This window comes from Sphaerospermopsis sp. FACHB-1094, from assembly GCF_014696195.1.
In the GTDB taxonomy this organism is placed as follows: Bacteria; Cyanobacteriota; Cyanobacteriia; order Cyanobacteriales; family Nostocaceae; genus Sphaerospermopsis; species Sphaerospermopsis kisseleviana.
In genome coordinates this window covers 1-23,515 of sequence record NZ_JACJPT010000029.1, presented here as the reverse complement: position 1 = coordinate 23,515, position 23,515 = coordinate 1, and the positions used below count along the sequence as shown (strand labels likewise).

The window sequence follows — 23,515 nt, the reverse complement described above, 5'->3', positions numbered from 1 at the left end:
TTGAAGTAAAATTCTGAATCATTTATAAATCACAGTAAAATTTAATACCACTGCCAAATTACTGCCAAATTACTGCCAAATTAAGGTTAGTGGTGTAATTTAAAGAAAGTGATTTCCCGGACATCATTGGGTTTCCTTTCCCTTTCTAGCAGCCACAAAGAAAATGTCTATGATAACAGAAGCCAGCACCCATCTAATGATTTCTGAAGCACTAGAGGACTTACTCCCCAGTGAAGCCCTGTCGATAGAGACTTACGCTGAAGGCTTGATAGATGAACTCTTCACCGATATCGACAACATACTAGATTGTGGTAGAAAGCGCCCTGCTAAAACCATCAGAACAGAATATGTGCCACATAAGCAAACAGTGGCGGTGAAGATGCAAGAAGTTGTTTTGACACAGACAGTACACCGAGCAACCAAAGCGATCGCGCCCATCCAAAAGCCGCAACCAAGTACACTGGTTTTAAATCCTCCCTCTGTCACTGCAATTAGGAAAAGAAATCAAAAGCACAGCGGTGGATTAGGCAACCTGCTCGTGTTAGGCTTAACCTTAAGTGTGGCAATGGTTGGTTCAGTCTACCTAGCACAGCCGACATTATTCACCAATATCACTGCCCAATTTACTCCACACATACCACCAACAGATCAGGTAAAATCACCAGTACCTGTACAACCAGATCCTCATGGTGAATTAGTTAATTATATGTTGCAGGCTTTGGCAGTGATAGACCAGCAAGGCTCTAGCAATGATCAAACACCTGCTAAATCTGGGTTACGTGATGTTAATCCCCAGCAAACAAACGCTTTGCCTTTGCCCAGTAACCAACCTATTGGCACTTTACCCCTACCAGTGGCTGCTAACAATGCCCCACCTGCTCCCAGTCGAGTGACAAATGTGGTAGAGAGAATATATGTTCATGTTCCTGTTTATCAAGCACCTCCAGCTATACGCCCATTACCAGAAGTTTCCCCAATGTCAGCGCAGGTATCACCACCTGGGTTTGTCAAAGATTCCCCTAGTAATGTGCAACAAGCAACCAAGCCCCTAACAGCAAAAAATTCACCGACAACTGTGAAGCGGGCAGATGCTTCTAAGCTACCAGCTACAGCACCACCAAAACTACCTGCGGCGATCGCAACTGCATCATTACCGAAACCAGAAACATTACCAACTACACCCACAACTACCCAACAGGTGTATTTACCCGCCTATTCAGCCGAGTTGGAAGGATTGTTAGAGTTAGGTAGCAAATCTGCGGCTTTGTTCAAAATTGATGGTGTGACTCGCCGGATTAACCTGGGAGAAAATATTGGTGCTACTGGTTGGACGCTAGTAGACGTAAGTAACGGTGAGGCGATTATCCGCCGTAATGGTGAGGTGCGCTCAATTTATACAGGTCAAAAGTTGTGACAGATAACAGGAGACCTGTCCTGGGAGCAGTTACCTGATATAGTTGAACAAAAAATGCTGAATCTTGCAAGAGGAAGAACAGCCTGGCGCAGAACTATTGCTTCAAACCAAAACACATTTGACTGGAGTAAGCATTGACATTAATTGACAAATGTCAACAGTAAGTATCAAGTTAATGCTTATTCACACTAGCCTCAAGAGTTTTTACCTGAGTTTGTAATTCTTCTACTACTTGTAAATGCGATCGCTCTAATAAATAACCAGCCCAAACAAAGCTGCCAGTTAACACTGTCACTACTACCACTAAAACACCAGTTAACAACTTAACTTGAGAGCGAAGCTGTTTGACTTCATACATCTGATTTTGAGCTTGATCAAGAGAATTTAATTTAGTCCGTTGGTCTTCTACTACTATCTCTACTTTTGGGGTTTCAACTTTTTTAAACTGAATTTGGCTTCGCAACCAATCTGTGATCAATTTAGGGCAATTCTTCTTAAACCATTGCCAAGCAATCATTCTGAATGCAGGTTTAGACATTTTGGAAATCCATTTCAGGGTTCTATTGAGAGTGCGAGACTGGAACTTTTGGTTAATCAAATTAGTTGACCCAGCATCATAGAGACAATTCAAGATCAGCTTAACTGTTGCTTCCTCTCTGTAAACCATATTTTCCAACAAAAGCAGGACATCTTGTATCAGTTGTTCTTCTCTTTCGGCTTCTGTAGGCAATTTTGTTAAATCACTTGATGGAGGCAATTGTTTAGACATATTAACTGTATAAATTCTTAATTTTTCATTAGTGCTTTCCTTTAACTATACTGACATCAGAAAGTATTTGCTATTTCCTGGATACGTTAAGATTCAATTTCTTCACAATGGATTAATAAACGTTCCAAACCTTCAGCCAAAGAAATCAAATCTTGCCAAGAGGAACCATTGACTAGATTTTGAGCGTGTGCTAAACGGTTCCGCAAATTTTCAGCAGATTTGAGAAAGCGTTCACCAGATCGTTTTGACTTTAACCCCAATTTATCAAACAGTTCAGGTTGATTTAATACCAATTCCCGCTTGTCGCAAAATTGCAGATAATCTAATAAATCTGTGGCTTCATTTCTTTCTTGACTTTCACGCCATAATTTTTGAGCAGCTTCTAAGCGGTCAGGTTTAAGAACTTTTTGCCATGAATCTTGGGGATAATACAGCCGCACCAGTCGTAACAAATTCATTTCTAGCAGCGTTACCAACCCAAACAGCAACATTCTGACTGGTGCTTTCTGCAAATCACCACAAGTAATAATGCCACTAACATTATTACAGTCTAATACAAATAATCTGGATTTTTGTTGCAGAATTGGCAACAACTTCATCAAGGGTGTAGACATAGCAATGAGTTCTTGAGGATGAAACACTTGTTGATAGTCGCTGCATTTTCCCGATTGGTTTTCTCGTAAATTTTCTCTTAAAGTAGAACGTTCTACATAACCTGTAATACTATCTTCTGTTTCCACTCCGACGACATCAAAATCCTGCAACTCCATCCAATTTATAATTTCTCTCATATCTGCATCAGCTTTGACGGCTTTGAGAGGTTCGGCTACATATTCTATGGTAATACTGTTCTCAAATAAGCTGCGTAAATCTTGAGAACGTGACTTTAGCTGTTTCATTTGTCGTTAACAATAAGACTTGAAACTAGTATTTCATGAAAGTCTGCATTTTGACTGTTAACGATATTGCAGGAGTCGTAGGGGCAGTCAGGAGTCAGGAGTCAGGAGTAAAACTCTGTTATTTATTCAAAAACTACGGTTTTATTACCATAGACTAAAACGCGATTTTGTAAATGCGATCGCACTCCCCTAGCTAAAACAATTCTCTCTAAATCTTTACCTTTTCTAATCAAATCATCTACATTATCCCGGTGACTTACCCTAACTACATCCTGTTCAATAATTGGACCACAATCTAAATCAACAGTTGCATAATGGGCAGTTGCGCCAATAATCTTTACACCTCTTTCAAAAGCTCGATAATAGGGATTCGCACCAATAAATGCAGGTAAAAATGAGTGATGAATATTAATTATTTGCGGGAATTGCTGAATAAAATTATCAGTTATTATCTGCATATATTTAGCCAAAACTACCAAATCAATATTGTAGTGACGCAGTAATTCTAATTGCTTTATTTCCTGTTCTTGTTTATTATCTTTAGTAATGGGAATGTGATGATAATCAATACCAAATTGTGCTGCAACTTCCTGTAAATGGGGATGATTACTAATAATTAAAGGTATGTCTGCATTAAATTCCTGTGCCTTTTGCCGCCAAATTAAATCTAATAAACAATGGTCTTGACGACTTACCCAAATTGCAATTCTGGGAACAGTATCAGAAAAATGTAATTCCCATTTAGCGCCTAAAGGTTGGGCGATCGCATTAAAAGCAGCACCAATTAAATCCCTTGGTAAATTAAAACCATCCAACAGCCATTCTATACGAGTGAGAAATAAACCAGCTTCAAAATCTGTATGTTGATCAGCATCAATAATATTACCACCATTGGCATAAATAAAATTAGCAAATTTTGCGACTAATCCTTTTTGATCAGGGCAAGAAATCAGTAAAGTTGCTGTTGGGTTCATTTTAGTTGATAGTTGATAGTTGGTAATTGATAGTTGATAATTGATAATTGATAATTATGAATTATTACTTATTTCCTACTCCCTCTTCCCTATTCCCTCCCTAAACAAATAGATATGGCTTCGCCACGTTACCGCGAACAGAAACCAAACCGGATTCCTATATTAATTATTTAGTATGGGCAGGATTAGGATCTATGGGTATTGGTACAAGGTCTAATTTAGTATCTTGTTCAGCTTGTTTAGCACCTTCCTCACTGGGTTGTTTACCAGATTTTTCAGTGTTTTGTTCATTAGGTTTGTTAGCAGATGCTTGAGATATTTCTTGCCATTCTGATAATTCCCGATTGACAGCATTAGCGAAATCTTTAGAAACTAATAAAACCTGAGTATTTCCATTATTGTCGATCACAGGATCAGCTTGGGCGTATAAGAAAGTATTGTTAAAATTAGGTTTCCCTAAAATTACTTGATGCGTTTTTTGATTTTTCAGTTTAATATCAATAGTCGCTTGAGGTTTATCTAAACCAAATTCACTCAATTGATTAGGTGAAATTGATACACTACTTTCACTTTTACCTTTAACCAATAAATCCGTTAAATAAGAAACTATAGCCTCTTTTGCTGGTTCTGGGTTAGGAGATTTTGGTAATTTAATTGACCATTTTGGCGCTTCTAGTTTCTGACTCCGTTCTAAATTTAAAGTGTAGTCCTTCGTTTTAATATCTATAGATTGAACATCCTCAACATTAAATGAGAAAATCTGTTGTTTAGTGGTCTGAGTTTGTTGATTTTGCTGATTTACCTGATTTATTTTATTGAGGTGATTTTGTGCAAATTGTTGTGGTTGATTTTTCCGTCTAATTTCATCAAAATAGACAAAACCACTTAAACCCAAGGCTAAAATTACTAAAGTTAAAGTTGTGCGTTTCATTTGGAAATAGGTGACAGGTGACAGGTGACAGAGAAGAGGAAGCAGGTGAAACAGGTAGATAAATTCATAATTATCAATTATCAATTATCAATTATCAATTATCAATTATCAATTATCTTCTTTTCCACCAAATAATAGCGCCAGTAGCTAAACCAATGAAAGGTAAAAGCAACAAAGAAGAAATACTTAATAAATTTGCTTTTGCAGTTGACATGGTGATGCGGCGATTTGTTTGTTCTTTGGGACGAATTGAAAGCGGTTGTTGATCTTCTTGACTTAACCAAGTTACTGAGTTGAGAAATACATCTCCATTTAATTGTTGCTGAAATAAACCATCTCTAGCAAAATCTGAGTTTCCAAACACTACTAAGCGAGATTCTTTGCTGTGATTTTGAGAATTTTCCTCAGTTGGGGAAGCGGTAGGTGTGGGGGTAGGTGTGGGAGATGGGGAAGCGGTAGGTGTGGGGGTAGATGTGGGAGATGGGGAAGCGGTAGGTGTGGGGGTAGGTGTGGGAGATGGGGAAGCGGTGGGAGATGGGGTAGATGTGGGAGATGGGGATGATAGCTTTCTAGTTAATGCTACACCTAAAGTTAAAGGACCTTTTAAATCTTGACCTTCATTAAACTCTAAATTTTCGTTTTGTTGGTCACTTTCTGCCCAACTATTAGGATATGATTTAGTTCTGAGTAAAGGAGTAGATTGAATCTCAGGAATTGGTTCAATGAGAATAGGACGTGCGAGGGGATAGAAAGAAATACCATTACCAAAATCTTTAGTGATGGGATGTTGTCCATACTCTGTAACAGCAGGTGCAGCAGGTCCTAGTCCTAAAGTTGTTCCAGAAACATCAACAGCTAAACGATTATCTAATTTTACACCCCAATCTTGCAATAAGTCATCAATTTTTGGGTCAGTATTAGGGTCAACCATTAACATTAAATTACCGCCACGATTGAGATAATCTTGTAAAGCTGTAACTTCACCTGCTAATAACTCTCGTTTTGGACCAGCGACGACAACAACAGCAGCATCTTCAGGGACTGTAGTTTGTTCTGTTAAACTCAGAGGTAAAGCTGTAAAATTTTTGTCTACTAATCCTTGAATAGCTTGAGAAATAGCATTTTTAGCATCTGTAAATTCTAGTTCACCGTGACCTTGCAGAAAGTAAACTTTAGCTGTATTGTTACTAGTTATTTGTTGTAAACGGCTAGTTAATCTTACTTCTGATAGACGTTCATATTCATTGACAGTTTGTACTAATTGGCGCTTATTATCAAATTCTAAATAAACTTCGCCAAAAGCTTTCACACCAAATTTTTCTGCTAGTCCTGGTCTGGTTTGAGGGTCGATATATTCAAAGTTAAACTTAGGAGTTTGACGACGATAATTTTCTAGTAATTGTTCATCTTGCAAATTTTGTTCTCTGGTAAATAACCAGACTTTTGCAGGTTTGGGTAAGGTACGCAGTAATTCTTTAGATTGGGGTGCGAGGGTAAATAATTGAGTTTCTGTTAAATCTAATCTTAACTGATACCGTGTACCTAAAAAATTGATTAATCCTAATATTGTTAATACTGCCAAAGTTGCCACTAAGGCGTTAGTTGTAGATACGGTAGAACGTTGTTTCCAAAATTGATTTTTTTGGGCTTGGAAAAATACCCAAACAATGCAAATCAAAAGACCTGCTATGATAAATACTAGAGGTAATATACCCCATGTATCTGAAATTAACCCGACTGTTAAACCCAGAGTTAATAAGAATGGACCCAACAAAAATAGTAGGTTAGCGAAATTTTTTTTAGGTATTTTTTTCATTATTGGTGATTGGTGATTGGTGATTGGTGATTGGTGATTGGTGATTGGTGACTGGTGATTGGTGATTGGTGATTGGTAATGGGTAATTGGTACAAACTTCTTTACTGTCACCTGTCACCTGTCACCTGTCACCTCCTAACTATTGACGTTGAAAACGCAGTGCATCTATTGATTGGGCGGTGAGGAAAATTCCTAAAATAATGTAACTAACAAATAAAATTAAGGCGCTACTATCAAAAATTCCTTGAATTAATGTGTTGTAATGTTTGAGTAGGGATAGATGAGCTAAACTGTCTCCCACCGGACCGGGTATAGCTTTGGATATGGAATCTATTAATAATAGTAATATAACCACAAAAAAGGTAAGGACAGCTGATAACAGTGTGCTGTCTGTTAAGGAGGAAATGAACATTCCTAATGATAAAATTGCTGCTGCTAATAATATTAATCCTACATGACCAAGAATAGGAATAACTGGAGACATGGCAGGATTAGAACCGCTAATGGCTAGGGTTTCAAATCCGAGTAACGGTAATACCATTGTCATAAAAAATGTTAAAACTCCTAATAATTTACCTACGGCTACAGCCCAGTTAGTAACTGGTGATGTGGCTAATAATTCTAATGTTCCCCGTTTGCGTTCTTCCGCATAAAGTCCCATTGAAAGTATGGGTAAAATAAACAATAATAACCAACTGATTCTATCTAAAAATGCCCGGATAAATTCATAGGGTACATCTATGGGCGGAACGGGTACTCCTAATTGTTGTCCTTGGATATCTAAATCTGCAACTGTGGGCAAAATTCCCCCTGGACCTATTAAAATCATCACCAAAAATAAGCCAGAAATAAACCAAAAGATGCCAGCTATACCATAAGCTAAGGGTGATACAAAATAACTTTGTAATTCTCGGCGATAAATGGCAATTATATTAGCGATGATGATACCCATGTTATGCGTTTTCTCCTTCTGTTTCTGGTGAGTTTTTTAGTATAGTTTCTGGTATAGTTTCTGGTGTTTCTTTTGCTGGGGGAAGTAAATTTTTCTCTTCGGTTGTTAGTTGTAAAAATACATCTTCTAAACTAGCACTAACCCGCCGCATTTCATATAAATTAAATCCTCCCCGAATTAATGCGGCTGCAATATCCTTTCCTGGTTCTGTGCCTGGTTGAGATATAACACGCAGTAGGGGACGATGATCATGACTTATCGGCATTGATTCTACCAAAATCACGTCCTTTACATTTTGTAATACCTGTTTTGCTAGGGTAACTTCTCCAGAAATTTCTAACTCATAACCCGAACCTCCGGTTAACTGTGTCATTAAATTTTCTGGGGTGTTGGTAGCTACGACTTTACCACGGTTGATGATGGCTACGCGGCTACAGGTCATGCTCACTTCTGGGAGAATATGGGTAGAGAGGATGATGGTGTGTGTACCGGCTAGACTTTTGATCAAGTTTCGCACGTCGATAATTTGCCGGGGGTCTAGTCCTACGGTGGGTTCATCAAGGATAATGGCCGGAGGATCATGGACTATTGCTTGTGCTATTCCCACTCTTTGGCGAAAACCTTTGGAAAGCTTGCGAATAATGACTTTACGCTTTTCTGTGAGGTTGCAGCGTTTCATAGCAGCTTGCACTTTTTGGGGGCGATCGCCAGCGGATACCCCTTTAATTCGAGCTACAAAGTGCAAAAATCCCTCTACTGTCATTTCGGGGTATAAAGGCGGTGTTTCCGGTAAATAGCCGATTTTTTGCCGCACTGCTAAAGAATTTTCATGGACATCATACCCGGCTATTTTGGCTGTTCCTTTGGTCGCTGGCAGATAACCGGCTAAAATCCGCATGGTTGTGGTTTTACCCGCACCGTTGGGACCTAAGAAACCTAAAATTTCTCCAGGTTCTACGTTAAAGGTGACATCGGTTATCGCTGCGGTAGAACCATATATTTTACTCAGATGTTCAACTTCTATCATTGGGATATTATTGGTGTGATATATGTGATATGTGTTAGCGATCGCGGAATACTAGGAAGGAATTTCATTTACCAACATAAATAATATTGACATTTTCTCTAGATTATTGGGGACCTGTGAAAAATATAATACATAATATACATTCTCGATCTAAGTTTGAACCTTTACTAGTCACCCAAACCATTAAAAATAGTCACGTTACGTTTTATAAAATTAGATAAAATTAGAATTGTTGTACTGTTCCCTATTAGCTAAAGTGTCTGAATCTTTACCTTTGCGCGATCGCTACCTGGCTTTAATTGATCAAATAGTCGAAACCACCCTCAAAGGCAAAATTAGCTCCGTAGAACAAGTGTACCAAATGTTACTTCAAAGCATTGCTTCCGGTACGGGAGAAGTGTTTGAGTTAGCTTTGAGCGATCGCTTGAATACCATCCAAACAAAAGTAGACAGCGAAACAGACGAACTCAAAAAAGCCAAAGCCACCCGTAGTTTAAGAGCAATTAAAACTATTCAAACACAATGGCAACGCTGTCAAGAACAAAACAAAGCAACCGAAATCATAGCTTCAGCAGTACGGGAAATTACCATTGCTAGTAATGAAGAGCGTTTAGCCGTATTCCTGCGCTACACCGATCCCAATCAAAAATATCCCTTAAATTTATCACAACTACAACAAATAGCCAAATCCTTACAGCAATTTGGTGCAGCTAACTCAGATTTAACACAGATATCCACAGGTATAACTCAGGCGATCGCCGCTTGGCAACGCATCCAAGAAAACCTCCTCAGTTGGATGTATGAACAAAAAACCTCTCTCGGTTTTGGTGGTGTACCTGGTGAAAAAGGACCTTGGGCAAGTTGGGCGAAATTAGTCAAAAGCGAAATACCACAATCATTTTTTCAGACTTTAGCAATAGAACAATCTCCAATAGAATTTACCCAAAAACAACAAAACCTTAGCTTCAGTGATTGGGTAGAATTAACAATAGTTTTACAATTCTTACAACGAGGTTTAGTTAGTTGGTTTGATAAACAAGCTTACGATATTCAAGCAGGTCTAAAATTATCAATTTCCACATTTTTAACCTTTGCCATCATTTGGAGTCAACTAGCAAACGGTTGGCAAAATCAATCAATAATATATAGTAATGGCGCTTCACAAATAATGTTACAAATTTTGCGAACCTTTGCCCAACGTCCCTATTTTCCCCTTTATGGTGGAATTTTTGCTTCTTTTTCTGGTAGTTATTTACGGGATGCACTTGATTATTTAGATGAACCTCTACGTTCGGCAGCAGGAACACAAGAAAAAGCCAGAATTTTAACATTATTAGGTTACTCTCAAAGAGCTTTAGGCAATTATCCGCGCTCAATAAATTTCCATCAACAAGCTTTAGAAATTGCCAGAAATGCTCAAGATACAACTTGCGAAATTGCTAATCTTAACCACCTCAGTCGTACCTATGTCCAAGAAAAAAATTATGCTGAAGCAATAAATAATAGTCAAAGAGCATTAATATTAAGTAGACAAACAGGAGATAAAACCGGAGAAACTAACGCCCTGGTAAACTTAGGTTACAGCGAAGTAATGCAAGCACAGCAATTAGAAAACACTGAACCAGAAGTTTATGAATCTGCTATTAATTATCTAGAACAAGGTTTAAAATTAGCCGAAAAAATTGGGGATATTCAAACTCAATCTTTATGTTTTAGTAGTTTGGGAATTGCCTATTTAGTCACTTCTCAATATCAAGAAGCCATCAAATATTTAGAACTGGGTTTTAGAACTGCCCAAGTTTCCGGGGATTTATATATTCAAGGTCGAAATTTAGCTTATTTAGCAGAAGCTTATTATAACCTGCTCAATTTTGAAAAAGCCATTTATACAGGTAGTTTGGGAATGTATCTATTAGAACAAATTTCATCTCAAGAATGGCAACAACCCGCAGGTTTATTAACCACAATCAAAAGACAATTGGGAGAAGATAAATTTCAAGTTTTATTGCAACAAAACCGCCCTAAGATCATTTCTGTTATTGGTGTAGATGGCTATGATTATTTACCTGATTTATTAGCAAGATATTAGTTAGGGTTTGCTGAATAAACCTAAAACCTTGATATATCAAAGGTTAGAGGCTGATAAACACAGAAAAAAGTGCAAGGGTTTTGAAGGGTATACCGGAAAAAGTGTGCATTTTTTGGGATTTCAAGAGATGGCAAAGAAATTTTCAAATCTCCTCCTGACTCCTGACTCCTGACTCCTATGCCCTCACGGAAAGACTTTCTCAGCAACCCCTAGTTACACCATATTTCATCTGGATGAGGTACACCAGGGCGGGCAGGATGCCCACCCCACAAGAGTTTTATTTTTACAGTTATTTTCAGGTAAATAAACCACATTTTGATTTAGGTTTCGCGTCAACAATGTAGGCGCGTTCGCGAAGCCTGCTGGAAGCATCAGCATTCGGACAATTAATTATCGGTTTTTACCTAATACTATCATCCGAATGCTTCGCCCTGACTGTGGTCTAAAGACAATTCATTAACATGAAACTAAAAAAAGTTGGGGATCTTATCCTTTAATTATTTTTGGGAAGCCAGTTAATATCAAGTAATTGTTCGAGAGTATAAGGACAATTTTCTGGAAATGAAATGTTATAACCTGTCTTTTGTCTTACATATTTGAGTGCTTTTTCATAAATTATGGATTGATTTTCCTGTAAATGATTTTTGAAGTTTTTGGTTAAATCTTCATTGATTTGAGTCCTAAAACTCAAAATTTCTGCTTGCCAATGATTAGCATTATAATCATATTCATTATGCCAATATTGCAGTAGCAGTAAATGTCTGATAATTTGTTCAAGGAATCTTTCTAATGTTTTCTTTTCTCGCCGACTCAATTCTTCTAATTCCTCAATTAAATGATCCTTGTCTAATTTTTCCCATTGGTTTTGTTTTAAAAATTTAATCGTTTGTTCTAACCATTGATCATATTCAATCTCATAAAGAGATGCTAAATCATCTGTGATTTTCATTGCTGATCTCTACCTAATTTGCTTCTTATACTTTCAATTATGTATTACCTTCTTCAACAACTGAGGAATTTGAGCAGGATATTCAGCCACAGGAACTTGTGCAGCTTGGAAAGCCGCTAATTTACTTTGAGTCGTGCCAAAATTGGGATCACGTTTCACAACGGTTGCTATATTTCCTGTTTGATGCCAATATTTGTTTGGCGGTGCGTGTCTACCTGCAATATAAGCAATGACTGGTTTATCAATAGCTTCAGCAATGTATCTTGCAGCATTTTCTTCACTTTCTCCCCCTGGTTGGCCGACTACAACTATTGCTTCTGTAGTTTCTTCCTCATCCAGAATTTGCAACCATTGAGAAAAGGAAGAACCGACAATAGCATCACTACCAATACTGACACTAATCGACTGACCTAAACCAGCTTTGGTTAATTCCCAGGCTACCTCATAAGTCAGGGTACTACTACGGCTAACAATTCCCACAGATCCAGGGGTGTAAAATTCACTAGGTTGAGTGCCTAAGAGAATTTTACCAGGAACAATAATTCCTGGACTGTTAGGACCTACTAGCAAAATTTCATGACTTTCTGTAGTGCGGAGTAATTTCACCATATCTAAAGGTGGTACACCAGCAGAAATAATAATTATCTGTCTAATATTAGAGGCGATCGCTTCTAAAGCTGCATCCAAAACTTGATAAGGATGGACACAAATAATGGTTGTATCAATTTGGCCAAATTTTGAGATAGCTTCCTCTACTAAGTCAAAAACTGGCAAACTGTAGATTTTCTTTCCACCACATCCAGGATCAACACCAGCTACTAAATTAGTGCCATAAGCCTTCATTTGAGCAATATGAGTTGCTGATATAAATTCACAAAAACCCTGAATTAAAACTTTACTGTCTGGTTTTAAGTTCATAAAATTTAGTTATTGGGAACAGGGAACAGGGAACAGGGAACAGGGAACAGGAAAAGAGAAATTTTTAATTTTTAATTTTTAATTGCTTTGTTACCTGTCACCTGTTACTACTTCTTGTAAGCTGGTAACTTAGCTAGACGGACTGCTTGTTGAACAGCCTCATCTAAATTTTCTACTACTATCAGCCTCTCAGTTTCAGCTTTGAGTTGAGCTAAATATTTCCTAGCTTGATCAAAATCAAAACCAGCAAGACGGACAACCAACCTGGGTAAGTTTTTCGGTTTATATTTACTTCCGTTAGACGTATAAGATTTGAGTTCTTTTGGATCTAGTTGGATAAAATTAGCAATTACTTCTGGCATCTGAGAAACTTGAGGAATAGAACCCAAAAAGTTAATCAGAATCACTTGAATGCTTTTATCAGCAGCCAACATTTTTAAACCACTTTCCAGGCGATCGCAAAATGTCGTCGGTTCAGTATCAGTCAAGAAAGAATGTCGTAAATTTAAAGATACACCTGGTTTACCACCCGCATTAAAAACTGCATCCAAGGTTGTCAACACCGAACCCGTACCATTGCCCAATATACCTATTTTGCCGTGTATTTCTAACCCATCCCAATTACCCAAGATACTGTTGATCTTGCTATTTTTATGACGGCCAATCATTTTTGCCGCCATTTTGGCTATTTCTGGATGTCGGTTAATTGCTCTTTCATTAACTCTAACTTTACCATTGAGTGCCATAACTTGCCCAGAAACACTAACAGCTAGAGGATTTATCTCTACTAAATCTAAGTCCTTCTGCACAAATAACTTATACATTTTTTCTACAATATCACTTACCGACTGCATCAGCGCACCCTGTAAGCCCATTTTCAAACCCAGTCTTCTGGCATAAAATGGCGAAAATTCCTGTTCTACCACCACATATTGCATTTTCTCCCCTGGAGATTCCCAATCAATATCTGGTTCTTTGCAACCTAAAAGCACTGGACGACAGATAGCGGTATCTAAAACCACGGCCAGATAAAATTCATCCTTGGCATCATACTTAGTTTCTGCCAGTAAAACCTCTGGCAATTCTCCCCAAATTGGTAAATTAAAGATATTTTGGGCAGCTGCGATCGCATCAATGGTGGTTTCCACAATTCTGACTCCACCAGCTTTAGCCCGTTCATCTGCGTGTACTTGCGATTTGAGTACAATCGGATAGCTAATTTTTAAACGTTTTAAATCTGTAGGATGGTCAATTCGTTGAGATGGTAAAACAGGAATGCCCATCTTATCAAACCATTCTTTAACTTGGTACTCCAATAAATCCATTGGTACACACCTTGTATTAACAATTTCAAATCTAATTTTTATTGCTGTCTCATCGTTTGCACAGCACTTTATTTATATAATCACGCTTCGGTTTGCTAGAAAATTGATTTGGCAAGAATCAATTTTATCGAATTAAGTATAAGTAATAGTGGTACACTCAATTCTCAAACCCCAACCGCTGCTATTTGGTTGATTAGACCTTTTGATCCTCCTTGGTCAACTTGCCAGTCTAAAAAATTACTTGGATCTTCTTGTATATTTTTTCCTGGATAATTTATACTCGCATTTGTATTGTCTAATTTATGATCTAGTAGTATAAAAAAGCAGAATCCTAAACCATTGCTGCTCACTCGCTTTCTGGTAAAAGATGGAACTTTGTGTTAAAAACTAGTTCTCTGGGACAGGAAACCAAGGTTCAGCCTTGAGCAAAATCAAATACTTATATATTAAAACACCAGTATATGATTGGGTTTTGTCAAACAGTTAGTAAAACCATCTATTCTGAATGTGACAAAGACCAGAACTTTATTTCATCTACTCCAAGATAATAAAAACTATAAAACTATATACAACATTAGCAGTAGACATTATGAAAGATAAATTCCCAAAAGAAGATATCCAGCATTTAACCAGTATTTTACAAGAAAAACTACTGGTAGAACTTCCATCTGTCCCAGTTCTCCAGGTGAGATGCGCTGTCCAGAAAGACGCACTGATGATTTTAACTCAGCACCCTCCAGGTATAGCAGTTGATAGCCAAAAAATCTTTGCCATCCTTGAGGAATCGCTCCAGTGGCAATCTCAATATCATGATCAAAGGGTGCAATTTTATGTCAGGGTTTCAGGAGAAAAACTACCCTATACTAAACATTCAATCACTATCAAGGCTAAGAAAATACAGAAAGAGCAGCAAATTACGTCCCTGGAAACAAGCAATGGCTTTAATAACGGTGCTGCTAAAAACCAGCTAACTTTTCCCCCACTGGAAATTCCTGATCTCTCATCTCCTGTAACCGATGTTCATATATCGGATCATCCATTTAGTTTACTGAAAGATGATCATATCGCGGATCATCCATTGAGTTCTCGAACCGAAGAAAATATTTCTGATTCTACCTTTAGTTCCGATCTTTCATTTGGCTCAGATAATTCATTAAATTCAGATACCATACTAAGATCAGAGGCATTATTTAACTCGGATGCTACATTTAGCTCAAATAGCTCATTGTTCAATGAGAGTGAGAATGAGTTAGCCGAAGAAGAAAAATTTGACCCATTTGCAGGGACAGAAAGCCTAGCAAAACGCAAAAGACAGCCGATATCATTACCACTCCCACCTTTACCCATCCTCTTAGGAGGAGTCTTGGGAGTGACTGTCATTTGTGGAGGCGGTGCTTTTTTTCTGAATCGTGCTTGTGTGATTGGTGAATGCAAAGAATTACAAACAGCCGATCAGTTAAAAAGCAACTCTCAGCAATCAATCCGTACAGCTAAATCTACACAAGAACTAATAGCATTACAACAGCAGCTGGATAAAGTTATTTCTGATCTCAAAGTAATTCCCCAATGGTCTCCACGTTATCAGCAAGCGCAGGAACTAGCTGCCAGTTTTTCTAACCAATTAACAAAAATTAACTTAGTAATCAAAGCTTTACAAGCCGCCGCCGCCGCAGAGCAAAAAATTCAAACTCCCGCAACTAGCTTAGATGAACTTCGCAGCAGACAAATTTTATGGAGACAAGCAATTATACCACTGGAAGCTATTAAACCTAGTCATGAACTATATAGTTTGGTGCAGGCAAAATTACCCAAATATCACAGCAATTTAAAAGCGATCAATCAAAAGTTACAGAATGAAGAATCATGGCAGAAAAAACTTACCACAGCCAAAACTGTAGCTAATTCAGCCAACCAGCGTCAAGCTACTGCTAAATCCGGTAATGATTGGCAAAGAGTACAATTTGCTTGGCAACAAGTAATTAATGATTTGAAAAGTATTCCCGCCACCAGCACAGCAAATGAAGAAGCCAAAAAACTGTTAGCGGAATATCAACCAAAACTCATACTGGCACGCAACCGCGCTACCAGAGAAATAGCAGCAGCCTCCACTTTTCAACAAGCTACCAACTTTGCAAATCAAGCTAAAGTATTCGAGGCGAAAAATCAATGGACACAAGCAATAGCATCTTGGCAACAAGCTATACAGACGGCTAAACAGGTTGCTCAAGATAGTTCCATCTATAATCAAGCACAGTCGCTCATTCAAACCTATTCTACTAGTTTAGGACAGACACTGGAAAAACAGCAACTCTATGGTAACTTGGCACAAAGTCAGGCTGATTTAAGCAAAACCTGCGTCAGTGGCATACGTTTATGCACTTTCACAATTGAAGAACAACCCAAAGGACGTATTATTGTCCGTTTAACCCCGGAGTATGACCGAAGACTGCAAACTCCTACTCCTGATATACAAAATCACTTCCAAACTTTGCAACAGGCTTTAGGAGTCATCAGTGAAAATGCCAACCTCCCCCTATTTCTCTACAATTCCCAAGGACAAGAAAGGTATATGAGGAATCCGTAATAATTCATAATTGGTGACTGGTGACTGGTGACTGGTGACTGGGGAAGAAAATTTTAGATTTTAGATTTTAGATTTTAGATTGGAATTGACAAAAACAATCCAAAATCCAAAATCCAAAATCCAAAATTGAATTACCAATTACCAATTACCAATTACCAATTACCAATTACCCATCCCTAAAAACCCAAATAATTTTGTAAAGCTTGGCGCATTTCGGTTACAGGAATTTCTTCATTTTGTAACCAGATTTTTAATGCTGCTGCACCTTGTTGAACTAGCATTTCTGAACCATCAATGGGAATTGCACCTTGTTTTTCTGCTATTTGTAAAAATTTTGTTGGTTTGGGAATGTAAATTAAATCATAAGCAATTGCACCTGAAGGTAATTTAACCATTTCCTCTGCACTTAAAGGAGATTCATTGACATGAGGATACATCCCGATGGGAGTAGTATTTACTAACAAATTAGCTTGGGGAATTAAGTTTGGTAATTCTTCCCAAGTATGAACTTGAAATTTATCTGCAAAGGGTGAATTTTGCCAACTTTCATTAAATGCTTTTAACTTATATATGTTCCTTCCTACTATATGAATTGCTGAGAAACCTAGTTGAATACAACCAGCAACAACCGCCCTCGCAGCGCCACCATTTCCTAAAATTACTGCGGTTTTCTGACTCCAATCTTGATGATAGGTGGTTTGTAAAGGAGCGATAAACCCTTCTACATCGGTATTTGTTCCTACCCAAATGTCACCTTGACGAGTGACGGTATTAACTGCACCTATAGCTTGAGCAATGGGGTAAATTTCTGATAATAAAGGTATTATTGCCTGTTTATGGGGAATTGTTACACTAAAACCGACAACACCAATAGCTGCAAAACCGGCGATCGCAATTTCTAAATTTTCTGGTGCAATAGGAAAAGGTAAATAAACATAATCTAACCCTAATTTACTCAAAGCTGCATTGTGCATCATTGGTGACAGGGAATGTTCTACAGGATGGCCAATAACTCCCAAAAGTTTAGTTTTTCCAGTGATTTTCTGAAGATAATTATTCTCTTGCTGATTCATAAACATCATGTTTTTTAAAAAACGTATTGCAATTATACTTATTTTTGGTAACTTCCCCAAAAAAATAACCCGGTTGCATTAAACAACCAGGCTAAATGCCAGATATTAAATGAGATTAAATGAGATTAAATTAATACATCAACCCAAACAACACTTGACACTTCCACTTCATCACCGATGATGAAATAGTCAATACAAAAGTAAGGGTAATTCATGAATTACCCCTACGCAAAAATCAGGTTTTGAGTTCAATCTTGCGTAAGTCAAGTCCTAAAATATGTTGACTCCTGTACGGGTTTAGCACTGCTAAACTCCTACTGAATCCTTACCTAAATCTTAATTTTCACCCAAGTTTATTTTCACAACTTTGTTCTTTTCTTCCACCAATTTGGGTAAATTCAGATGCAAAATACCATCTTTATAATCGGCGGTAACTTTGGTATTTTGAATAGGTACAGGTAGAGGAATTACACGCTGAAATTGACCATAATAAAATTCACTTTTGGTTTTAGCTTTATCTTCTTCTTTGTGTTGAAACTTCCGTTCACCGCTAATAGAAACTGCATCTTCTGTAACTTGAATATCTAAGTCTTTAGCTTCCATACCAGGAACTTCTAACTTGAGAATTACTGCATCATCAGTTTCAATTATTTCCGCAGCAGGAATTTTCGGGACATTAGTTAACTCTTTCAAAGTATTAGGTATAAATCCTTCTACTAAAAGATTAACGCGACGTTCTAAGGTGTCGATTTCTTTCCAGGGGTTGTAACGAATAACTGTCATATACTTTTACCTCTATATTGTTGGTTGTTTGTTTGTTTGAGTTGTTTTTATCAACTCTTTGATTATTATCTTAGTGAGGTTCAAAAATAATGTAAATCCGGTTTTTATCACTTATTAAATGATGATTACCGAACCGATATTTTCGATTATAAATATTTTCGGTTTACGCGAATATTTCTGGTTCGGTTTACACGACAAATATCAATTGAAAATTAACCAGATGGGTGGCTTTGATCAAAAATTCACCTCAATACTTTTCCATTAATTGTCAGTTAAGGTTTTAATCCCCCCAACCTCCCATTCAAAGAATGCCTAAAAATCCGTTTGTTTCCCCTTTTTTCAGGGGGATAATGGGGGATATCCAATATTTACAATACGTCAGTCTCGTTAACCGAACCGTATTGCTGTGAGCTTAATTAGTTTATTAATTGTTTAAATAAGTAAGTAAATAAATAAATAAATTGACTGTTAATTATCATACATGATATATTATACAGGTGCATACAATTTTATTGAATGATTACGAAATAAATCAAAAATTAAAACACATAAATTTATACGTTTTAACACCATGCTACCTATAATTACGGAATTTAGCATTTTGACTTTAGTCATATTTTTTTCTCTTTCCCTGCGATACCTGATTGTATCTTTCTTGTTATATTGGTTGCTGTGGATTCGCAGACCAGAGTCTTGGGAAAATCGTCGTCTTCAAGATATCAATAGACGCAAAAACAAAATCTCCACTGAAATTAAATGGTCAATTTTATCCTGTCTTATTTTTTCACCCTTAGTTGCTTTGACGATGAAAATCATAGAAACTGGACATACCAAAGTTTATTTTGATCCTCTAGGATATGGGTGGTTATATTTACCTTTAAGCCTGTTTATATATTTGTTTTTGCACGACACTTATTTTTATTGGACACATTTCTGGCTACATAACCCTAAAATGTATCGGCGGTTTCATAAGGTCCATCATGAATCTATTAACCCAACACCCTGGACTTCCTTTTGCTTTGATCCATTTGAGAGCATAATTCAAGCAATTATTATTCCGATTTTGCTTTTGATCATTCCCATTCACATTAGTATGTTAGTTTTGTTATTGATCTTGATGACTTTATTTGGCGTGATTAATCACACAGGTTATGAGGTTTACCCAAGTTCCTGGATGCGCGGTTTTTGGAATCAATATTGGATTACACCTACCCATCACACTTTGCATCATCACAAGTTCAATTGCAATTATGGTCTTTATTTTCGCTTTTGGGATAAGTTGATGAAAACAGATGTGATGAATAATTAGTATTATATAATATAATACGTAAAAGCTGTAGAAATTTTTATTTTATACAGTAAAATGAAAATAAATACATCAAAAAACACTTAACTTTAATTTAGATAATGCAGACAAATATAGCACCCTCTACAAATCCAATTTCCGGAAAATACTGGCAATGGCGAGGACACAATGTATACTATGTACAAGCGGGAGAAAAACAACCCCAGCGCCCCTCTTTGCTTTTAGTACATGGCTTTGGTGCTTCTACTGATCACTGGCGTAAAAATATTACTGGACTTTGTGCAGATTTTCAAGTATTTGCTATTGATCTTTTAGGGTTTGGACGTTCAGCAAAACCGAAATTACAGTATAGTGGGGATTTATGGCGTGAACAACTGCGAGATTTTATTAGTGAAGTCATTGGTGAAAAAACAGTTGTAGCGGGTAACTCTCTTGGTGGTTATGCTTGTTTATGTGTGGGTGCAAAATATCCTGATTTGGTTGCGGGGGTAGTATTACTTAATAGTGCAGGTCCATTTTCGCAAACGGAAGGGGAACAAGTGCAAATGCAACCTGCACAAAATCTCTTACAGAAATTAATTGGTAACACTGTCAAATGGACTTTTAAACAACGTTTATTTCAGGCTTTATTATTTCAATATGTGCGTCAACGTTGGGTAATTCGTCGTACTTTAGAAAAGGTTTATTTAGATAAAACTGCAATTACTAATCAATTAGTTACAGAAATTCAACGTCCAGCTTATGATCCAGGTGCTTTAGATGTTTTTGTGTCTGTTTTTAGCACTCCCCAAGGGGAAAAAGTTGATGTTTTACTCAAGCAATTAACTTGTCCTTTATTATTGTTATGGGGTGAAGCTGATCCTTGGATGAAAGCGCGGGAACGTTCCCAAAAGTTCCATGAATATTATCCCCAATTAACAGAATATTTTATCAATGCTGGTCATTGTCCCCATGATGAAGCACCTGATCAAATAAACCCTCTTTTCCGCGATTGGGTTTTATCTATTACTAATTGATAATTGATAATTGACAATTGATAATTGATAATTGATAATTGATAATTGATTCATTCAGGGTTTAAAGCTTCCCCTTTTTTATGGGGAAAAAGATAAAAGCTTGCCATTTTTCCATTCAATCCTCTTCCTTCTAGAACACCGATTCATTAATCGTAAGGGCGAAGGATTCGGACAGAATATGAACTGGTTTCAGCGATAGGTTATGACCCGAATGCTTCGCCCCTACAAGGTAAAAACAGATTACCTAGCATTACTGAATCGACGTTCTAGGGAAAGTTAATTGTCAATTGTCCATTGTCAATTGTCAATTGATAAAAACCTAAAAACCTGATCAGGGTTGACCAGGTTCTAGCGAATTGATTAGTTTCAAATTTTTGGGATTAAGTAAGTGATTGAAATTCAATAACTAGGGGTGGACAATCTCACAAGTTTAGCATTTTCCTGTTTTTCCGCTTAGGGATTTGGCGCAACTATAGATAATAGTCGGAATGCCACTTTAAGTTGTAAATCCTAAAACTTGTTTGGGCTTTTGACGGGGGACACTTATGTCATTGCCCGATGGGGTTGGTTGTTCTTGTTCTGTGTCCTTCTGAACTTATGAATATAATCTAGCATTCTTTTTTTCTGATGCAATGACTTGTTTACGAAAGTTGATGTTTTGTTTCATTTAGCAATATTGGGAGTAGGTGACAGGTGACTGGTGACTGGTGACTGGTGACTGGTGACTGGTGACTGGTGACTGGTGACTGGTGACTGGTGACTGGTGACTGGGTAATCAATTTGATGTTTCCCAATCAACTATCAACTATCAACTATCAACTATCACCATTCCCACATAATTCCGGTATTGTCGAAATGGCTGGTGACAATGCGGCCAATATTGTCTATTTGGGCTATTTCTTCAGCAGAAAGTTTGACTTCTGCGGCTTTGGCGTTATCTTGTGCTTGTTGGGGATATCTTGCACCAGCGATCGCATTACTTTGGGGTTGGGCTATTAACCAGGCTAATGCTAACTGCGCTAAACTACAATTATGTTTTTCGGCTACTGGTCTAAGTTGCTCTAATGCTTGTTGAGCGCGTTCAAAATTCTCTCCTTGAAATAACTTATTTTGCGATCGGTTATCTTCTGGATCAAATTTATGTCCTGGGGCAAATTTACCAGTTAACAATCCTTGTGCTAAGGGTGAATAAGCCAAAATTGAAATATTATTTTCTACACAATAAGGCATGGCATCGGTTTCTACATTGCGCCAAAAAAGGGAGTAAGCTGGTTGTAAACTATCAATTCTGCCATATTGGGCAGCTTCTGCTAGTTGTTCACGGGAAAAATTAGAAACACCGATGGCGCGAATTTTACCTTTTTCTTTTAAGTGATTTAAGGCACTCATGGTTTCCTCTATGGAAACGATTTCACTTTTAAAAGAACCAGATGGCCAATGAATTTGATAAAGGTCGATATAATCAGTTTGGAGATTTTTCAGGGAACGTTCACAAGCTTCTATCACTTGTTGATATTTGAGATGATTGGAAAAAACTTTAGTAGCATATTCCACGCGATCGCGTACATCGGACAAAGCTTGGGCTACAATCTGTTCAGAATGTCCATCACCATAAATTTCAGCAGTATCTATAGTTGTTATTCCCGCTTCATAAGCAGCGCGAATGGTTTTAATTGAATCTGCATCTTCTATTCCCACCCACATTCTTTTCCCTGCTTGCCAAGTTCCCATTAAAATGGGTGTGATTTTAACGGTGGATGTACCCAGTGTGCGTTTTTCCATAGTTTTGCTGTAATTTTGCTGTAATTTTGCTGTAATTTTGCTCTAATTTCTGACAAAAGGTGATATTGATGAGGAAACCATTAAACTTTTAACCTATTACCTGTAACCTGTCATCTATCACCTATCACCTAATAAAAGACGCTCATGGAACTGACTACCACTTTTCACGCTCTCAAAGAATGGTCTGTAGCTGTAAATGCTTTAGAAAGTGGACAAACAATTATGTTACTACGTAAAGGTGGTATTCATGAACGGGGAGGACGCTTTACTGTTGCATATCCACAGGTTTTACTGCATCCTACTTACGAACATCAACAATCTTTTATGCTCAAAGCTGAATATGCTGATTTGGTTTATCCCGTTACATCAGGATGGCATCCAGAAACAACTCGCATTGGTAGTTGGGCGGAAATTACGGATATTTTACCTGTAGCGGATGAGTCTATTGTGAGTAAATTATTGCCTTTTCATATTTGGAACGAGTATTTTATTAGCGATCGCCTGAAATGGAAAGCACGTCAACCTTTATATATTCTGTTATTACGAACTTATAAACTACCCCAAGTGCAGTATATTCCTTATTTGCCTGAATATGGTGGTTGTAAATCTTGGATTGATTTAAATCAACAAGTGCGGTTAGAAGGTTCAAAAGCGGTTTTATCAGATGATGTTTATGGTAAGTTAGTTAAGACTATTCGTGGGATTATTGGCGATCATTTGTATGCTACATCTTTATAGGTAGGAGTTAATGATTTACAGGATGTGGTGATTTTGTCTGAATCAGGATTTTCAGGATTTAAGGATTTACAGGATGTGGTGATTTTGAGGATTTTGGATTTTGTCTGAATCAGGATATCCAGGATTTAAGGATTTACAGGATGTGGGTTTTTTGGTGGGAGTTTTGATTT

The 23,515-nt window shown here is 37.4% G+C and carries 20 protein-coding genes; 6 read left to right on the top strand and 14 right to left on the bottom strand.

All coding sequences use genetic code 11. The annotated features are described in order from the left end of the window. Positions 1–163: 163 nt before the first annotated feature. Positions 164–1,414 carry a hypothetical protein gene (locus H6F47_RS11430; RefSeq protein ID WP_236104051.1) on the top strand — a complete coding sequence of 417 codons (1,251 nt, stop codon included), beginning with the start codon at positions 164–166 and terminating at the stop codon, positions 1,412–1,414. Positions 1,415–1,586: 172 nt separating this feature from the next. Here the strand turns inward: H6F47_RS11430 and H6F47_RS11425 are convergent, their stop codons facing one another. From H6F47_RS11425 to H6F47_RS11395, 7 genes are all read right to left on the bottom strand, one after another. Further along, positions 1,587–2,183 carry a hypothetical protein gene (locus H6F47_RS11425; protein ID WP_096567655.1) on the bottom strand — a complete coding sequence of 199 codons (597 nt, stop codon included), beginning with the start codon at positions 2,181–2,183 and terminating at the stop codon, positions 1,587–1,589. 86 nt (positions 2,184–2,269) lie between these two features. Further along, positions 2,270–3,082, bottom strand: coding sequence for a hypothetical protein (locus H6F47_RS11420; protein WP_096567654.1), 813 nt, complete (start codon positions 3,080–3,082; stop codon positions 2,270–2,272). Between the two features lie 122 nt (positions 3,083–3,204). Further along, positions 3,205–4,056 carry a formyltetrahydrofolate deformylase gene (gene purU / locus H6F47_RS11415; protein ID WP_190347244.1) on the bottom strand — a complete coding sequence of 284 codons (852 nt, stop codon included), beginning with the start codon at positions 4,054–4,056 and terminating at the stop codon, positions 3,205–3,207. A gap of 166 nt (positions 4,057–4,222) precedes the next feature. Next, the gene (locus H6F47_RS11410) at positions 4,223–4,987 is read right to left on the bottom strand and encodes a DUF4340 domain-containing protein (protein WP_096567650.1); all 765 of its coding nucleotides are present in this window, start codon (positions 4,985–4,987) and stop codon (positions 4,223–4,225) included. A 112-nt stretch (positions 4,988–5,099) separates the two neighbouring features. Next, positions 5,100–6,803 (bottom strand): Gldg family protein, encoded by a 1,704-nt coding sequence (locus H6F47_RS11405; RefSeq protein WP_190649262.1) that lies wholly within the window; start codon positions 6,801–6,803, stop codon positions 5,100–5,102. Between the two features lie 139 nt (positions 6,804–6,942). Next, entirely contained in the window at positions 6,943–7,755 is an 813-nt protein-coding gene (locus H6F47_RS11400) for an ABC transporter permease (protein WP_096567646.1), read from the bottom strand. A 1-nt stretch (position 7,756) separates the two neighbouring features. Continuing rightward, positions 7,757–8,782, bottom strand: coding sequence for an ABC transporter ATP-binding protein (locus H6F47_RS11395; RefSeq protein WP_096567643.1), 1,026 nt, complete (start codon positions 8,780–8,782; stop codon positions 7,757–7,759). A gap of 256 nt (positions 8,783–9,038) precedes the next feature. Between H6F47_RS11395 and H6F47_RS11390 the strand changes: the two genes are divergently transcribed. Then, positions 9,039–10,871, top strand: a complete 1,833-nt coding sequence (locus tag H6F47_RS11390; protein WP_190649252.1) for a tetratricopeptide repeat protein — start codon at positions 9,039–9,041, stop codon at positions 10,869–10,871. Positions 10,872–11,364: 493 nt separating this feature from the next. Here H6F47_RS11390 and H6F47_RS11385 read toward each other — a convergent pair whose 3' ends face one another. From H6F47_RS11385 to H6F47_RS11375, 3 genes are all read right to left on the bottom strand, one after another. After that, on the bottom strand, positions 11,365–11,820 hold the full coding sequence (locus H6F47_RS11385; RefSeq protein WP_137668678.1) for a DUF29 domain-containing protein: 456 nt from the start codon (positions 11,818–11,820) through the stop codon (positions 11,365–11,367). A gap of 33 nt (positions 11,821–11,853) precedes the next feature. Continuing rightward, positions 11,854–12,738 (bottom strand): CoA-binding protein, encoded by an 885-nt coding sequence (locus H6F47_RS11380; protein ID WP_096567637.1) that lies wholly within the window; start codon positions 12,736–12,738, stop codon positions 11,854–11,856. 107 nt (positions 12,739–12,845) lie between these two features. Further along, a complete protein-coding gene (locus H6F47_RS11375; protein WP_096567635.1) occupies positions 12,846–14,063 on the bottom strand; it encodes a succinate--CoA ligase subunit beta in 1,218 nt (405 codons plus the stop codon). Between the two features lie 589 nt (positions 14,064–14,652). Between H6F47_RS11375 and H6F47_RS11370 the strand changes: the two genes are divergently transcribed. Then, a complete protein-coding gene (locus H6F47_RS11370; protein ID WP_190649250.1) occupies positions 14,653–16,647 on the top strand; it encodes a hypothetical protein in 1,995 nt (664 codons plus the stop codon). A gap of 176 nt (positions 16,648–16,823) precedes the next feature. On the opposite strand, the gene H6F47_RS11365 is transcribed toward H6F47_RS11370, so the two are convergent. Continuing rightward, positions 16,824–17,720, bottom strand: a complete 897-nt coding sequence (locus H6F47_RS11365; protein ID WP_137668675.1) for a shikimate dehydrogenase — start codon at positions 17,718–17,720, stop codon at positions 16,824–16,826. Positions 17,721–18,056: 336 nt separating this feature from the next. After that, positions 18,057–18,503, bottom strand: coding sequence for an Hsp20/alpha crystallin family protein (locus H6F47_RS11360; RefSeq protein ID WP_190347247.1), 447 nt, complete (start codon positions 18,501–18,503; stop codon positions 18,057–18,059). 571 nt (positions 18,504–19,074) lie between these two features. Between H6F47_RS11360 and H6F47_RS11355 the strand changes: the two genes are divergently transcribed. Further along, positions 19,075–19,812, top strand: a complete 738-nt coding sequence (locus H6F47_RS11355) for a sterol desaturase family protein (protein WP_137668673.1) — start codon at positions 19,075–19,077, stop codon at positions 19,810–19,812. 98 nt (positions 19,813–19,910) lie between these two features. After that, positions 19,911–20,825, top strand: a complete 915-nt coding sequence (locus H6F47_RS11350; protein WP_190649248.1) for an alpha/beta fold hydrolase — start codon at positions 19,911–19,913, stop codon at positions 20,823–20,825. Between the two features lie 641 nt (positions 20,826–21,466). On the opposite strand, the gene H6F47_RS11345 is transcribed toward H6F47_RS11350, so the two are convergent. Continuing rightward, on the bottom strand, positions 21,467–21,604 hold the full coding sequence (locus H6F47_RS11345) for a hypothetical protein (RefSeq protein ID WP_190649265.1): 138 nt from the start codon (positions 21,602–21,604) through the stop codon (positions 21,467–21,469). Positions 21,605–21,647: 43 nt separating this feature from the next. Then, positions 21,648–22,607 (bottom strand): aldo/keto reductase, encoded by a 960-nt coding sequence (locus tag H6F47_RS11340; RefSeq protein WP_190649246.1) that lies wholly within the window; start codon positions 22,605–22,607, stop codon positions 21,648–21,650. Between the two features lie 144 nt (positions 22,608–22,751). Here H6F47_RS11340 and H6F47_RS11335 point away from each other — a divergent pair, with 144 nt between their 5' ends. Then, complete coding sequence (locus H6F47_RS11335; RefSeq protein ID WP_096567621.1) at positions 22,752–23,345, top strand: DUF1802 family protein; 594 nt, start codon at positions 22,752–22,754, stop codon at positions 23,343–23,345. Positions 23,346–23,515: the final 170 nt, after the last annotated feature.

Excerpts from the sequence above, each read along its gene's own strand:
- H6F47_RS11430 (WP_236104051.1), top strand. The coding sequence starts at position 164 with ATGTCTATGATAACAGAAGCCAGCACCCATCTAATGATTTCTGAAGCA.
- H6F47_RS11425 (WP_096567655.1), bottom strand. The coding sequence starts at position 2,183 with ATGTCTAAACAATTGCCTCCATCAAGTGATTTAACAAAATTGCCTACA.
- H6F47_RS11420 (WP_096567654.1), bottom strand. The coding sequence starts at position 3,082 with ATGAAACAGCTAAAGTCACGTTCTCAAGATTTACGCAGCTTATTTGAG.
- purU (WP_190347244.1), bottom strand. The coding sequence starts at position 4,056 with ATGAACCCAACAGCAACTTTACTGATTTCTTGCCCTGATCAAAAAGGA.
- H6F47_RS11410 (WP_096567650.1), bottom strand. The coding sequence starts at position 4,987 with ATGAAACGCACAACTTTAACTTTAGTAATTTTAGCCTTGGGTTTAAGT.
- H6F47_RS11405 (WP_190649262.1), bottom strand. The coding sequence starts at position 6,803 with ATGAAAAAAATACCTAAAAAAAATTTCGCTAACCTACTATTTTTGTTG.
- H6F47_RS11400 (WP_096567646.1), bottom strand. The coding sequence starts at position 7,755 with ATGGGTATCATCATCGCTAATATAATTGCCATTTATCGCCGAGAATTA.
- H6F47_RS11395 (WP_096567643.1), bottom strand. The coding sequence starts at position 8,782 with ATGATAGAAGTTGAACATCTGAGTAAAATATATGGTTCTACCGCAGCG.
- H6F47_RS11385 (WP_137668678.1), bottom strand. The coding sequence starts at position 11,820 with ATGAAAATCACAGATGATTTAGCATCTCTTTATGAGATTGAATATGAT.
- H6F47_RS11380 (WP_096567637.1), bottom strand. The coding sequence starts at position 12,738 with ATGAACTTAAAACCAGACAGTAAAGTTTTAATTCAGGGTTTTTGTGAA.
- H6F47_RS11375 (WP_096567635.1), bottom strand. The coding sequence starts at position 14,063 with ATGGATTTATTGGAGTACCAAGTTAAAGAATGGTTTGATAAGATGGGC.
- H6F47_RS11370 (WP_190649250.1), top strand. The coding sequence starts at position 14,653 with ATGAAAGATAAATTCCCAAAAGAAGATATCCAGCATTTAACCAGTATT.
- H6F47_RS11365 (WP_137668675.1), bottom strand. The coding sequence starts at position 17,720 with ATGAATCAGCAAGAGAATAATTATCTTCAGAAAATCACTGGAAAAACT.
- H6F47_RS11360 (WP_190347247.1), bottom strand. The coding sequence starts at position 18,503 with ATGACAGTTATTCGTTACAACCCCTGGAAAGAAATCGACACCTTAGAA.
- H6F47_RS11355 (WP_137668673.1), top strand. The coding sequence starts at position 19,075 with ATGCTACCTATAATTACGGAATTTAGCATTTTGACTTTAGTCATATTT.
- H6F47_RS11350 (WP_190649248.1), top strand. The coding sequence starts at position 19,911 with ATGCAGACAAATATAGCACCCTCTACAAATCCAATTTCCGGAAAATAC.
- H6F47_RS11340 (WP_190649246.1), bottom strand. The coding sequence starts at position 22,607 with ATGGAAAAACGCACACTGGGTACATCCACCGTTAAAATCACACCCATT.
- H6F47_RS11335 (WP_096567621.1), top strand. The coding sequence starts at position 22,752 with ATGGAACTGACTACCACTTTTCACGCTCTCAAAGAATGGTCTGTAGCT.